This window comes from Galbibacter pacificus, from assembly GCF_029603165.1.
In the GTDB taxonomy this organism is placed as follows: domain Bacteria; phylum Bacteroidota; class Bacteroidia; order Flavobacteriales; family Flavobacteriaceae; genus Galbibacter; species Galbibacter pacificus.
Genome location: NZ_JAQSVC010000007.1, coordinates 114,660 through 128,365, shown reverse-complemented (window position 1 = coordinate 128,365; position 13,706 = coordinate 114,660). Strand labels below are relative to the sequence as shown.

The following is a 13,706-nucleotide window of genomic DNA, read 5'->3' as shown; positions in this document are numbered from 1 at the left end:
TATACCTTTACTCAACAAGCTTCGGCATCAAATGTTTCGGAGTTGTTGACCTATGGAACTAAATTACGACATATAATTTTCTTGTGTAAGAAAATCAAATTAAAACGTCCAATAAAAAAACATAATTATCATATTACTATTAACACCGTTCAAACTATGGAAAAAACATATTATAATCCTTCCGATTTAAAAAAATTTACAAAGATTACCGAATGGAGCGAAGAACTTGGAAATAAGTTTTTTGATTACTACGGAAAAGTTTTTGAAGAAGGTGCCTTGACTGCCAGGGAAAAATCGTTAATTGCTTTGGCAGTGGCACATGTGGTAAAATGCCCCTATTGCATTGATGCATATACCAAAGATGGCCTGCAACGCGGTATTACCAAAGAAGAAATGATGGAGGCCGTGCATGCCGGGGCCGCCATAGAAAGTGGGGCTACGTTGGTACATGGCGTACAAATGATGAACAAATACGAAAAATTATCAATGTAAAAAATACCGGCTTCCTATTTTAAAAAGTTAAAACATGTCGACACAGTCGCTACATAAACGAGCAAACGAACTCGCAAAAACCGAAAAACAACTCGAAATATTATCCAATGGTATTTTTGCCAATGGAGAATTGCCCACATTTAAGCAAAAGGTTAAAAAGACAGGGTTGCCCGCATTACGGCCAAAGCAATTGGAAGTCCTTCAAATTAACGTGGGTTACATGTGCAATCAGGTATGTTCGCATTGCCATGTAGATGCAGGCCCGGACCGTAAGGAAATCATGACCAAAGAAACCATGCAGCAATGCCTGGATGTTATAAAAACCACCAAAGCGCACACGCTCGATCTTACCGGCGGTGCTCCCGAAATGAACCCCAATTTCCGTTGGTTTGTCGAGGAAGCTTCCAAAGTTGGTATAAAAGACTTTATTGTGCGTAGCAACCTTACCATTATCGAGGCCAATAAAAAATACCATGATTTACCGGAATTCTTTAAAAAACATAATGTTCATGTAGTTTCGTCCATGCCGCATTGGACCAAAGGAAAAACCGATAAACAACGTGGCGAAGGCGTTTTTAACAAATCCATTGAGGCTTTAAAAAGGTTAAATTCCGTTGGTTATGGCATGCCCGACAGCGATTTAAAGCTGGATTTGGTTTACAACCCAGCGGGTGCTTTTTTGCCCACCGATCAAGCATCTATGGAAAAAGACTTTAAAAAAGCTTTGGTAGATGAGTTCGGTATACATTTTCACAACTTATTCGCCATTACCAATTTGCCCATTTCGAGGTTTTTGGAATATTTAATCGCTTCTGATAATTATGAAGATTACATGTATTCTTTAGTTGAAGCTTTCAATCCTTCGGCAGTTGCCAATGTAATGTGTACCAATACCATTTCTGTAAGTTGGGACGGATGGCTGTACGATTGCGATTTTAACCAAATGCTCGACCTTAAAGTAAACAGCAAAGTGCAGCATATTAGCAAATACAACGAAGCGTTACTGAACAACCGCGACATCGTTATTTCTCAACATTGTTATGGCTGTACCGCCGGAGCCGGAAGTAGTTGCCAGGGAACAGTTGCCTAAAACCAAGTACATTTATAATGAAAGAGAAAAACATTCTCATTATTTTTACCCGAAACCCACGACTGGGAAAAGTAAAAACGCGATTGGCCAAAACAATAGGCAACAAAAAAGCTTTGGAAATTTATACTTTGTTACTAAAAAAAACAGCAGAAGTTACTGCCAAGGTCAAAGCCGACAGAGTAGTTTATTATTCTGAGGATATTGTTGAAGATGCTGTTTGGAGCCCGGCATATTTCAGTAAAAAAATTCAAAAAGGAAATGACCTGGGCGAACGGATGATGCAGGCCTTTAAAGAAAATTTTAGCAAGGGATACAAAAATGCAGTCATTATTGGCAGCGATATGTTCGACATTACCCCAAACCACATTGAAGAAGCTTTTCAAAAGCTAAACACACACAACGCAGTTATTGGCCCGGCTCAAGACGGCGGCTATTACCTTTTGGGATTAAAAAAAATGCATGCCGAGCTGTTTCAGCATAAAAAATGGGGAACAAATTCGGTTTTAAGAGATACTTTAGAAGATTTAAAAACAGTTGACGTAGCTTTGCTGGAAGAACTCAACGATATCGATGAATACAACGATATCAAGGAACATCCCGCATTCCAAGAATTTATAAACAATTAAGATTATGACGCAAAAGCAATTACAGGAAACCACCGAATATTTAATTTCAAAAGGCTTCGATAATCCGGAAATAGGTATTGTACTTGGCACGGGGCTCGGGAAACTGGTGGATGAAATAAAAAACCCAATAACGGCGCACTACAACCATATTCCTTTTTTTCCATTAGCTACAGTAGAGTTTCATAGCGGCAAACTTATTTATGGAGAACTAGAAGGCAAAAAAGTAGTGGTTATGCAGGGGCGTTTTCATTTGTACGAAGGCTACGATTTTATAGATATTACCTATCCTATTCGTGCCATGCACGCTCTGGGAGTTAAAAAGCTTTTAATATCAAATGCAGCCGGGTCTATTAATTTAGATTTTAAAAAAGGCGACTTGATGCTTATTGAAGATCATATTAATTTACAAGGGGGTTCTCCATTGACCTTTAAAGACGTAGCACGGTTTGGCGACCGCTTTGTGGATATGAGCCAGCCTTACGATCTTGAAATGTGCAATACGCTAATTGAAACCGCCAAAAAAGAAAACATTTCACTTAAAAAAGGAGTGTATGCATCGGTTGTGGGACCGCAACTGGAAACCAAGGCAGAATACCGTTATTTAAAAATTATCGGTGCCGATGCCGTTGGGATGAGCACCGTTCCCGAAGTGATTGTTGCCAACCATTTACGCCTTCCCATTGCTGCAATTTCCGTAATTACCGATGAAGGCGATCCCGATAACCTTGAACCTGTAAATATTGAAGAAATTATTAGGATTGCAGGCGAAGCAGAACCAAAAATGATTACGCTTTTTAGAGAATTGATCAAATCGTTATGAGTTATTTAGAAACCACAAAAAATGTATACAGAGATGCCGCACTTACCTCAGATATAGGTCTGTGCTGTACCACCAACCCCGTTTGGGAGCTCCCGGGGCTAAAAATCCCGAAAATCATGCAAGAAATGAATTATGGCTGCGGCAGCACGGTACATTCCAAAGACCTGGTCAACAATCCTAAAATTCTTTATGTGGGTGTTGGCGGCGGCATGGAACTCTTGCAGTTTGCCTATTTCTCGCGTCAGGAAAGTGGCGTTATTGGTATTGATGTGGTTGATGAAATGCTGGAAGCTTCACGTAAAAATTTTAAAGAAGCCGAAGCTCAAAACAATTGGTTTAAAAGTAATTTTGTAGCCCTTAAAAAAGGAGATGCGCTCCACCTTCCGGTTGAAGACAACAGCATTGATGTAGCTGCTCAAAATTGCCTGTTCAATATTTTTAAGGAAACCGAGCTAAAGAAAGCCATTGCAGAAATGTATCGTGTTTTAAAGCCACACGGGCGTTTGGTTATGAGCGATCCCATTTGCGAGCAACCCATGAACGATACATTGAGAAATGACGAAAAGTTACGTGCTTTATGCCTTAGCGGAAGTTTGCCAATTGCCGATTATGTAAAAATGCTTACCGATGCAGGATTTGGAACCATCGAAATCCGTGCGAGAAAACCTTACCGGATCCTTGACCCCAAACATTACCATACAGAAGAACTGATTTTTATTGAATCGATTGAAGTGGCAGCCATTAAAGACCCCATGCCCAAGGACGGGCCTTGCATTTTTACCGGAAAGAGCGCCATTTATTTTGGTGAAGACGATTATTTTGATGATAAAAAAGGACATGTGCTGCTTCAAAATCAGCCATTGGCCGTGTGCGACAAAACAGCCCATGCTTTAAAGAATTTAGGAAGAGATGATATATATATTTCAACATCTACATGGCATTACGATGGCGGCGGATGTTGTTAATTAAACATTATGTATATACCATATCTCAAACATAATCATTCTTATGTGCCAGCATGACATTTGTATATATTTGAAACTTTAACATAACAAGTTGTTCAAGTAACATATGAACAAATATTTGGAAATCATAAAAAACTCCTATTCGGGATACTTTAATTACCTAGTCTCCGAAATCACCAGTTTCCATTGGGAGAATTACTTTTACGGCCTTCTACTAATTTCGTTTGCGGTATGGGGATTGGAAATTTTATTTCCGTGGCGGAAAAACCAAAAGATTTTTCGAAAAGATTTTTGGCTAGACACTTTCTATTTGTTCTTTAATTTCTTTTTGTTAAACCTTATTGCGCTTATTGCCCTGTCCAACACTGCCGAAATGTTTTTTAACGATTTGTTGGGCACGGCAGGCTTATCGGTTCAAAGCTTCCAACTTGTAGATATGTCCATACTTCCTTGGTGGTTGAGTTTGTTTATCTTCTTTATTGTTGCCGATTTTGTGCAATGGGGCACGCATATACTTTTGCACCAGGTGCCCATTTTGTGGAATTTTCACAAAACGCATCATTCGGTAAAAGAAATGGGCTTTGCCGCGCACTTCCGTTACCATTGGATGGAACCCGTGGTATACAAATCCATCCTATACGTTCCAATTGCCATTATTGGAGGTTTTAATATAGAGGCCGTGGCCATTGTCCATTTTTTCAATATTACCATCGGGCATTTAAACCATGCTAATATCGGTTGGGATTATGGTCCGTTTAAATATATCTTCAACAATCCAAAAATGCATATCTGGCATCATAGTAAAAAAATCCCAAACAATTATGGGGTAAATTTCGGGATTACGCTCAGCATTTGGGATTATATTTTTAAAACCAATTACATTCCTTTTGATGGTAGGGATATTGAGCTTGGTTTTTATGGAGATGAAACTTTTCCTAAAAATTTTATTCAACAGGAAATATATCCATTAAATGAGAAAAAAGAAAGTTGATTTTCTTTTAAAATTATATAAACCTTTACCCTTTTACTTTTTAACGCATTCATTTTATATAAAAATATAAGTACCTTTGAAAAGGAAAAAAGAAAAACATGGCAACAAATAAAATTCAGGATAAAATAGACGCTACGCTTCTAGAAGAACGTAAAGTATTTTTATGGGGACAAGTAGATGATAAATCGGCTAAACACGTTATCGATAGACTACTGTACCTTGATGCTTTGAGTGACAAAGAAATTAAACTCATTATCAATAGTCCGGGTGGGTATGTAACCTCTGGTTTTGCCATTCACGACACCATGAAGTCGATTAAGAGTCCGGTTTCTACCATTTGCACAGGCTTAGCAGCTTCAATGGGCTCTATTCTGCTATCTGCCGGAGAGAAAGGAAAGCGGTTTGTATATCCGTATGCCCGTGTAATGATCCATCAACCAAGCGGAGGGGCGCAAGGGCAAGCATCTAACATTGAAATACAAGCAAAGGAGATTATTAAAACCAAAGAGATCGGCGCACAGATTCTTGCCGACAATTGCGGGCAACCTTTTGATAAAATAATGAAAGATTTTAACCGTGATTACTGGATGGATGCCGGCGAATCGGTTGAATACGGAATTGTAGACGGAATTGTAAAATAGTTTGCTAGACCTTATTTAATATATTAAAATGCCAACTAGATGTTGGCATTTTTTGTTTCAAGTAGCTTTTTAACTATCTTCCACTGCCAAAAACACCAAAACCATATCATGCGTTTAAAAAACATCCTTCCTTTGCTTTCCTTATTGACAGTAATTGCCTGTAAGGATGAAGCCACCAAACAAGATACCGCACAGGACAGTCAACGCCCCAACATTATTTTTATTATGGCCGATGACCATGCGTATCAAGCCATTAGCGCTTATTCCAACAAGCTGATAGAGACGCCCAATATAGACCGCATAGCTAAAGAAGGGATCTTGTTTACCAATGCATCGGTTACCAATTCTATTTGCGCTCCTTCCAGAGCCGTTATTCTTACTGGAAAGCATAGCCACATCAATGGAAAAGTAGATAATTACTTCCCGTTTGATACTACCAACGTTACTTTTCCACAGTTGTTCCAAAAAACAGGTTATCAAACTGCCATGTTTGGGAAACTACATTTTGGAAACAACCCAAAGGGGATAGACGAATTTAAAATACTTCCCGGGCAGGGAAACTACATTAACCCAAAATTTATAACAAAAGAAGGAGACACCACCGTCACTGGTTATGTTACCGATATTATTACCGATTTTACGCTGAGCTGGTTGGACAAAGAACGCGACAAAAACAAACCTTTTATGTTGATGTACCTCCATAAGGCGCCACACCGCCCTTGGTGGCCCAGCCCAGAGAAATTTAAAGAATACACCAAAAAAACCTTCACCGAACCCGAAACTTTGTTCGACGATTACAAAAACAGAGGAACGGCAGCCAAGACCGCAGAGATGAACATTCTTTACCACATGCGCTATGGGCACGACAGCAAAATAAGACCGGAAACCTTGGAAAGAATGGGAAAAGTTACGCCTGAAATGGAACCTATTCCCGGAGGGTTTACCTATCCTTACAACCGTATGAACGCCGAACAAAAAGCTTTATACGACCCCATAATAGACAGCATCAACAAAGATTTTGAAGAACATTGGCCAAAAATGACCGCCGAAGAAAAAATGAAGTGGAAATATCAGCGATATATGCAGGATTATCTGGGCACCATTGCTTCGGTTGATGACAATGTGGGCAGGGTACTCGATTATTTAGATGAAACAGGACTGGCAGAAAATACCATTGTGGTGTATACCTCCGACCAAGGTTTTTACTTGGGTGAACATGGTTGGTTCGACAAGCGTTTTATTTACGAAGAATCTTTTAAAACCCCATTAATGGTACGCTGGCCGGACGTTGTAAAACCAGGAAGCCAAAATGATGATATGGTGCAAAATTTAGACTTTGCCCCTACTTTCCTTGATATTGCCGGCATACAAATACCCAATGATATGCAGGGCGAAAGCATGCTGCCAATTTTAAACGGCAATGGTTCCGGTTGGTCCCGTGATGCTGCTTATTATCATTATTACGAATACCCGGCGGTGCACATGGTAAAACGCCATTACGGAATTGTAACCAAGAAATATAAACTTATTCATTTTTATTACGATGTAGATGAATGGGAATTGTACGACCGGTTGAACGACCCGCATGAATTGAACAATGTATACAACAGCCCCGATTATCAAGATATTGTTAAAGAACTAAAAGAAAAACTAACAGTGCTTCGAAGAAAGTATAAAGACAGTACTGCTCTGGATTCTTTATATATTAAAAAGTATTTGGAAGGACGAAAAGAGTTTTAATCCGTTATTTGGGCACCATACTATTTTTCACCAATTCTTGCGCCGGCTTATTTTGTATGGTAAACCGGTTTTGATTGCTTACGTGTGCTGCCCCTTTGGGAAACCATTTCCAAAGAAATCCCCCGGCAAACCAAGGCTCGTTCCATATGGTTTGATAAAGTGCCATCAAGCAGTTGTTTTGTGCTTGGTAGTTGGCGGGCAAATTAGACGGTTCATGGTTCCAAGGTTCTTTTCCCGCAAAATCAATGCTTCGATAGCCATATTCTGTAAAAATGATTGGTTTTTGGATATCGGCAGCAAACTCTTCCATTGCTTGTTTATAAGGCTTCCATCCTTCTTTTAAAGTTTTCAACGAAGGTGTTTTTTTATTGGATACGGGAAAGTAAGCATCAATACCAATATAATCGAGTTCTCCCCAAAAAGGTACTTCTTGGTATACATCCCAATTTTCGGCATAGGTTAGCTTGCCATGATATAGGTTTCTTATCTGCTGTATCAGTTTTTTAAAAAATTCAGGCCGGTTTATCACAAACTCATGCAGCTCGGTACCTATACAAAAAACATCTATATGAAGCAGCTCGGCAAGTTTGGCAAAGTGTAAAATATAATTTCGGTATTGTTCTTCCAGTGCTATCCATTGTGCTTCACCATCCATTTTTATATGGCCGGTAAACTGTCCTTTCCACACCCAAAGCTGTGGTTTCAACAACACCTTGATATGCAAGGAATCTAAAAGTTCTTTATGTTGTTTTATTCCTGCCGATGTTTCTCCAAACCATTGTTTGTCATTGTTATATACTATTTCTGGGTGATTTATATTTTTTAAAAAAGCAAACGGCATTAGCGACACATAATTGGCATGTATATTTTTTATTTTCAATGCTTCCGGCAGCAATAATGAATCTTTTGAAGCCACCAAACTTATACCATGAATCTTCTTTTCAATAGGAACCACATCTGTTTTACACCCCATAATCAGTAAAACGGCACTTATCAAGAGGAATTTTAACCTTTTTATCATATTCATTTTCAACAATAAATCTCGTTAAATTAAGAATAAATCAATTTAAAATGCTTCTAAATTAGAATCCGTGCATAAGTTCTTATCTTGCATTACGACGTATATTTTACATACAACCAAGAATGAAACACATAGCAATTATTGGAAATGGTATTGCCGGAATTACTGCTGCACGGCACATTAGAAAGCTAAGCGATTATAAAATCACTGTTATATCGGCAGAATCTAAATATTTCTTTTCTAGAACTGCTTTGATGTATGTTTACATGGGGCACATGAAGTTTGAGCATACGCAACCTTATGAAAATTGGTTTTGGGAAAAAAACCGGATAGCCCTCAAACAAGGGTATGTGACCAAAGTACTTGCTCAAGAAAAAAAATTGTTGTTTCAAGACGGAACATCATTAAACTACGACGATTTAATTATTGCTTCGGGTTCCAAACCCAACAAATTTGGTTGGGCGGGGCAAGACCTTAAAGGGGTTCAGGGATTGTATTCTAAACAGGACTTGGAGCTTCTGGAAGAAAATGCGCCCAATAATAAACTATGTAAACATGCTGTTATTGTTGGCGGCGGATTAATAGGAATTGAGCTTGCCGAAATGCTGCTTACCAGAAAAATTCCCGTAACTTTTCTAGTAAGGGAACATGCATTTTGGGGAAACGTACTACCAAAAGGAGAAGCCGATTTGGTTACACGCCATATGAGAAAGCATCATATAAATGTGCAGCTGGAAACCGAATTAAAAGAAATTTCAGCAAATGAAAATGGACGTGTAAAAAGCATTATCACCTCAAAAGGAGAAGAAATAAGCTGTGATTTTGTAGGATTAACGGCAGGTGTATCGCCATCGGTAGCTTTTTTAAAAAACAGCGATATTGAAACAGGTAGAGGCGTTAAAGTAAACAAATACCTGGAGACAAATATCCCAAACGTATATGCCATTGGTGATTGTGCCGAACAAATGGAACCCACCGGTTTGCGCAAACCCATTGAAGCAGTTTGGTACACCGGGCGTATGATGGGCGAAGTGGTTGCACAAACCATTTGTGGCAACAAAATCGCATACCGGCCAGGCATTTGGTTTAATTCTGCCAAATTTTTGGATATTGAATACCAAACCTATGGCTGGGTCTGGGCAAAACCAAAACTATACGAAAAACAATTTTATTGGGAACATCCCAACGGGAATATATGCATCAATATTGCTTACCATAAAAACACGCGCGCCGTTCTTGGAATCAATACATTTGGCATTAGAATGAGGCATGAAGTTTTAAACAAATGGATTCATCAAGAAAAAGAAATAGATTTTGTCGTTAAAAATTTAAAAAAGGCGCATTTCGACCCTGAATTTTACCATACATACTATTCAGACATTCAATTACATTTTAAGAACCAATTACAACTTGCCTAAATCGTCTTTATTATGAGTAATACAATACAACGCAATATGTCTTTAGCAGGAGAACCGCCTGTTTCCTTATCAGTTGTTCAAAAAATTTCGGTATTAATGGGCATGTTTGGCTTAATGGTTTTATTGCTTGCCATCTTCAATATTAGTTTTCCAGACAAATCCATTTGGTTAACCATTTCGTTAACTTCAATCACACTAGGAATTATATTGTTTTCTTATGGGGCCTATGCTCATAAATCGGCCGGAATTAAAAATGACGGTGTTTGGTTTAAATCGATTTCCTCACGGGGGTTTCTCGCATGGGTTTTGGGGATTTCCCTTACCGGATTTTACATAATTTTATATTTTTTCCCTCAGTTTTTAGGACTAAACAACAACGGTGCCAATACAGGCTTGATTGCACTTTTCGATCCGCTAAGTAAGCTTTTAAGCGGGAACCCGGCCAGTCAATGGTTTGTATACGGAACACTTTATACCACCTCTATTTTTGCCTTCGGAATTAAATTTATCTGGAAATACAGACACAATCAATACGAAATTATCAGGACCATCAGCGTCATGTTTTTTCAATTGGCATTTGCGTTTATCATCCCCGAATTAATGGCACGCTTAAATAACGATGAAGCATACAATATTCCTTATTACGACTTAAAGAATATTTGGCCGCTTAATTATTATAATTTCGACCAATATAGAATTGATGGTTTTATAACTTCCGGCGATATCGGGATGGCACTGCTTGTACTTGGCATTGTTTCCATCCTTATCATTACGCCCATACTTACTTATTTCTACGGAAAAAGATGGTATTGCTCATGGGTTTGCGGTTGTGGCGGACTTGCCGAAACTTCGGGAGATTCGTTCAGGCAATTGTCAGACAAGAGTCTTTTTGCCTGGAAAGTGGAACGTTGGGTGGTGCATAGCGTATTGGTTTTCTCGGTTTTAATGACAACTGCCGTAATACACAGTTATTTAAGTTATGATGCCGACAAATACTGGCTAAACAAAGATATTTTCCTGATAAGCGTTGCCGTGTTTCTAGGCGTTCTATTTGCATTGGTATGGTTTTTTAAACGGGAAGAACTTAAAAAAGATGCACAGTATGGTGCCATTGGGTATTTAACCATTATAATAGGCTTGGTTGGCATTCATTATGTATTTGGAAACAGTGTTTTTATTTTCAATCCCGAAACTTTAAGGAGTACTTATGCCTTTTTAATCGGCTCTATTTTTTCAGGAGTTATCGGTACAGGGTTTTATCCTATTTTCGGGAATCGGGTCTGGTGCCGTTTTGGCTGCCCAATGGCCGCTATTTTAGGGTTGCAACAACGCTTGTTTTCCAAATTTAGAATCACCACCAACGGCGGGCAATGCATTTCCTGCGGAAATTGCTCTACGTACTGCGAAATGGGCATTGACGTAAGGGCCTATGCCCAAAAAGGACAAAACATTGTTCGTGCTTCATGCGTGGGATGCGGTATTTGTTCTGCCGTTTGCCCACGTGGGGTTTTAAAACTGGAAAATGGTGCCCAAAAAGGGCGAATTAACAATGATGCCGTGTTGCTTGGCAACGATGTTGATCTGTTGGACCTCATCAAACAAAATGAATAATACAGAAAGAAACAAACAGCTCCTTTTTGCGACTAATATATATGACAATACCTTTGCCCGACTGTTAAGATGATTTTAATGAATACTATTAAAGTAATTATCCCCGCCTATAACGAAGAAGCGTCAATTGCGCAGGTTATAAAAGAAATTCCCAACGTGGTTGAAGAAATTATTGTTGTTAACAATAACTCGACCGACAATACCGAAAACATAGCAAAAAAGGCAGGGGCTACCGTTTTAAAAGAAAACAGAAAAGGTTACGGATATGCCTGTTTAAGAGGAATGGAATATATTGCCAAAAAGGATAAAACACCCGATATTATTGTTTTTCTGGATGGCGATTATGCTGATTATCCCGAAGAACTAACCAAAGTAATTGCTCCAATTATTGAAGACGATATAGATTTGGTTATTGGTGCCCGGATAAAAAAATTCAGGGCCAAAAACGCCATGACGCCCCAACAGGTGTTCGGCAATTGGTTGGCTACCTTTTTAATGAAGCTTTTTTTTAATGCCCGGTATACCGATCTAGGCCCTTTCAGGGCTATTAAATACCATAAATTGCTCGCTCTGGAAATGCAGGACAAAACTTATGGCTGGACAGTGGAAATGCAGTTAAAAGCTTTAAAAAAGAACTTCACATATACCGAAGTTCCTGTAAAATACAAAGCCAGAATCGGGGTATCCAAAGTATCGGGAACCGTAAAAGGAACTGTTATGGCAGGAGTAAAAATATTAGGATGGATTTTTAAATACAGCTTAAAATAAATGATTGAAATTGCATCATATATTATATTGACCATATACATAATTGCACTTTTGCTTATACTGTTTTATAGCATAACGCAATTAAATTTACTGCTGAATTATCTAAAATTCCGAAGGCAGAAAAAAAATATGCCCAAGTTCGATTTTTCTGGTGCAAAACAAATCCCTAATGTTACCATACAGCTTCCTATATACAATGAAGCCTATGTGGTAGAGCGGTTGTTGGAGAACATCAGTGAAATTGAATATCCTGCGGAAAAACTCGAAATACAGGTTTTGGACGATTCTACCGATGAATCCATTGAAAAAACTTCAAAAAAAATAAAAGAGCTACGTCACCGGGGGATCGACATAAAACACATTACCCGAGCCAACAGGATTGGGTTTAAGGCCGGTGCCCTAAAAGAAGGGCTTGCCATTGCCAAAGGAGACTTTATAGCCATTTTTGACGCCGATTTTCTTCCGAAGGCAGATTGGTTAAAAAAAACAGTCCCTTATTTTAAAAACCAAAAAATTGGCGTGGTACAAACCAAATGGGGGCACATTAACCGAAATTATTCCCTGCTTACCAAAATACAGGCCTTTGCACTGGACGCACATTTTACTATTGAGCAAGTGGGGCGAAGTGCCAAGAACCATTTTATAAATTTTAACGGCACGGCCGGGATTTGGCGAAAAAACTGTATCATAGATGCCGGTAATTGGCAAAGCGATACGCTTACCGAAGATCTTGACCTTAGTTATCGGGCTCAGCTTAAAAACTGGAAGTTTTTATATCTAGAAGATGTAGAAACCCCGGCAGAACTTCCAGTAATAATTAGTGCTGCCAGAACACAACAGTTTCGGTGGAACAAAGGCGGGGCAGAGAATTTTAAGAAAAACATTGGCAACGTTATAAATTCAAGAAACATCCCCATTAAAACCAAATTGCATGGGGTTGCACACCTGCTTAACAGCTCCATGTTTTTATGTGCCCTTTTAGTAGCGGTTTTAAGCATTCCCATATGGTTTATCCAGCAACAAAACATTGTACCGCCTTGGGTTGTTAACTTTACGTGGGTTTTTATTGCCAGTACACTTATCCTGTATATTTGTTATTGGTTTCCTTATAAATACATACATGCCGGTAAAAACATGAACATTGCCAATTATACGGTAGATTTTATCCGTTTCTTTACCATTGTTCTAGGTTTTACGCTTCATAACAGCATGGCGGTTTTAGAGGGTTATCGTGGCAAAAAAAGTGAATTTATACGGACTCCCAAGTTTAATGTAATGAGCATTAAAGACCGTTGGCAGGGCAATAAATATGTATCTAAATCTATTTCTAAAAATTTATTTTTTGAAGCATTTTTGATGCTGTATTTTTTATTCGGACTTATCTATGCATTTATTTTAAAAGATTTTAGCTTCTTTCCGTTTCATTTAATGGTATTTTTTGGCTTTAGTTTTGTATTTTTTCAATCCATAAGGCCCAAGTAATTATTGGGAGACAATATAAATTATGGCAAACCTGAAGCATT

The 13,706-nt window shown here is 38.6% G+C and carries 13 protein-coding genes; 12 read left to right on the top strand and 1 reads right to left on the bottom strand.

Going from position 1 to position 13,706, the window contains the following annotated elements; genetic code table 11:
- The first annotated feature begins 156 nt into the window (after positions 1 to 156).
- The 8 genes from PSF86_RS16680 to PSF86_RS16645 all read left to right on the top strand — a co-directional run bounded on the left by PSF86_RS16680 (position 157) and on the right by PSF86_RS16645 (position 7,365).
- Entirely contained in the window at positions 157 to 492 is a 336-nt protein-coding gene (locus PSF86_RS16680; protein WP_277901230.1) for an arsenosugar biosynthesis-associated peroxidase-like protein, read from the top strand.
- 34 nt (positions 493 to 526) lie between these two features.
- Positions 527 to 1,582 (top strand): arsenosugar biosynthesis radical SAM (seleno)protein ArsS, encoded by a 1,056-nt coding sequence (gene arsS, locus PSF86_RS16675; RefSeq protein WP_277901229.1) that lies wholly within the window; start codon positions 527 to 529, stop codon positions 1,580 to 1,582.
- Between the two features lie 17 nt (positions 1,583 to 1,599).
- Entirely contained in the window at positions 1,600 to 2,208 is a 609-nt protein-coding gene (locus PSF86_RS16670; protein ID WP_277901228.1) for a TIGR04282 family arsenosugar biosynthesis glycosyltransferase, read from the top strand.
- 4 nt (positions 2,209 to 2,212) lie between these two features.
- Entirely contained in the window at positions 2,213 to 3,028 is an 816-nt protein-coding gene (locus PSF86_RS16665; protein ID WP_277901227.1) for a purine-nucleoside phosphorylase, read from the top strand.
- On the top strand, positions 3,025 to 3,993 hold the full coding sequence (gene arsM / locus PSF86_RS16660; RefSeq protein WP_277901226.1) for an arsenosugar biosynthesis arsenite methyltransferase ArsM: 969 nt from the start codon (positions 3,025 to 3,027) through the stop codon (positions 3,991 to 3,993). Before PSF86_RS16665 ends, arsM begins: the two co-directional genes overlap by 4 nt.
- A 106-nt stretch (positions 3,994 to 4,099) precedes the next feature.
- A complete protein-coding gene (locus tag PSF86_RS16655; protein WP_277901225.1) occupies positions 4,100 to 4,984 on the top strand; it encodes a sterol desaturase family protein in 885 nt (294 codons plus the stop codon).
- Between the two features lie 98 nt (positions 4,985 to 5,082).
- A complete protein-coding gene (locus PSF86_RS16650) occupies positions 5,083 to 5,625 on the top strand; it encodes a ClpP family protease (protein ID WP_277901224.1) in 543 nt (180 codons plus the stop codon).
- A 108-nt stretch (positions 5,626 to 5,733) separates the two neighbouring features.
- The gene (locus PSF86_RS16645) at positions 5,734 to 7,365 is read left to right on the top strand and encodes a sulfatase family protein (RefSeq protein ID WP_407933340.1); all 1,632 of its coding nucleotides are present in this window, start codon (positions 5,734 to 5,736) and stop codon (positions 7,363 to 7,365) included.
- A gap of 4 nt (positions 7,366 to 7,369) precedes the next feature.
- Here the strand turns inward: PSF86_RS16645 and PSF86_RS16640 are convergent, their stop codons facing one another.
- On the bottom strand, positions 7,370 to 8,386 hold the full coding sequence (locus PSF86_RS16640; protein ID WP_277901223.1) for a glycoside hydrolase family 113: 1,017 nt from the start codon (positions 8,384 to 8,386) through the stop codon (positions 7,370 to 7,372).
- Positions 8,387 to 8,508: 122 nt separating this feature from the next.
- Here PSF86_RS16640 and PSF86_RS16635 point away from each other — a divergent pair, with 122 nt between their 5' ends.
- The 4 genes from PSF86_RS16635 (at position 8,509) to PSF86_RS16620 (ending at position 13,665) form a co-directional block, all read left to right on the top strand.
- On the top strand, positions 8,509 to 9,804 hold the full coding sequence (locus PSF86_RS16635) for an NAD(P)/FAD-dependent oxidoreductase (RefSeq protein WP_277901222.1): 1,296 nt from the start codon (positions 8,509 to 8,511) through the stop codon (positions 9,802 to 9,804).
- Positions 9,805 to 9,816: 12 nt separating this feature from the next.
- A complete protein-coding gene (locus tag PSF86_RS16630; protein ID WP_277901221.1) occupies positions 9,817 to 11,415 on the top strand; it encodes a 4Fe-4S binding protein in 1,599 nt (532 codons plus the stop codon).
- Positions 11,416 to 11,493: 78 nt separating this feature from the next.
- Positions 11,494 to 12,183, top strand: a complete 690-nt coding sequence (locus tag PSF86_RS16625; protein WP_277901220.1) for a glycosyltransferase family 2 protein — start codon at positions 11,494 to 11,496, stop codon at positions 12,181 to 12,183.
- Positions 12,184 to 13,665, top strand: a complete 1,482-nt coding sequence (locus PSF86_RS16620) for a cellulose synthase family protein (RefSeq protein WP_277901219.1) — start codon at positions 12,184 to 12,186, stop codon at positions 13,663 to 13,665.
- The last annotated feature ends 41 nt before the right edge of the window (positions 13,666 to 13,706 follow it).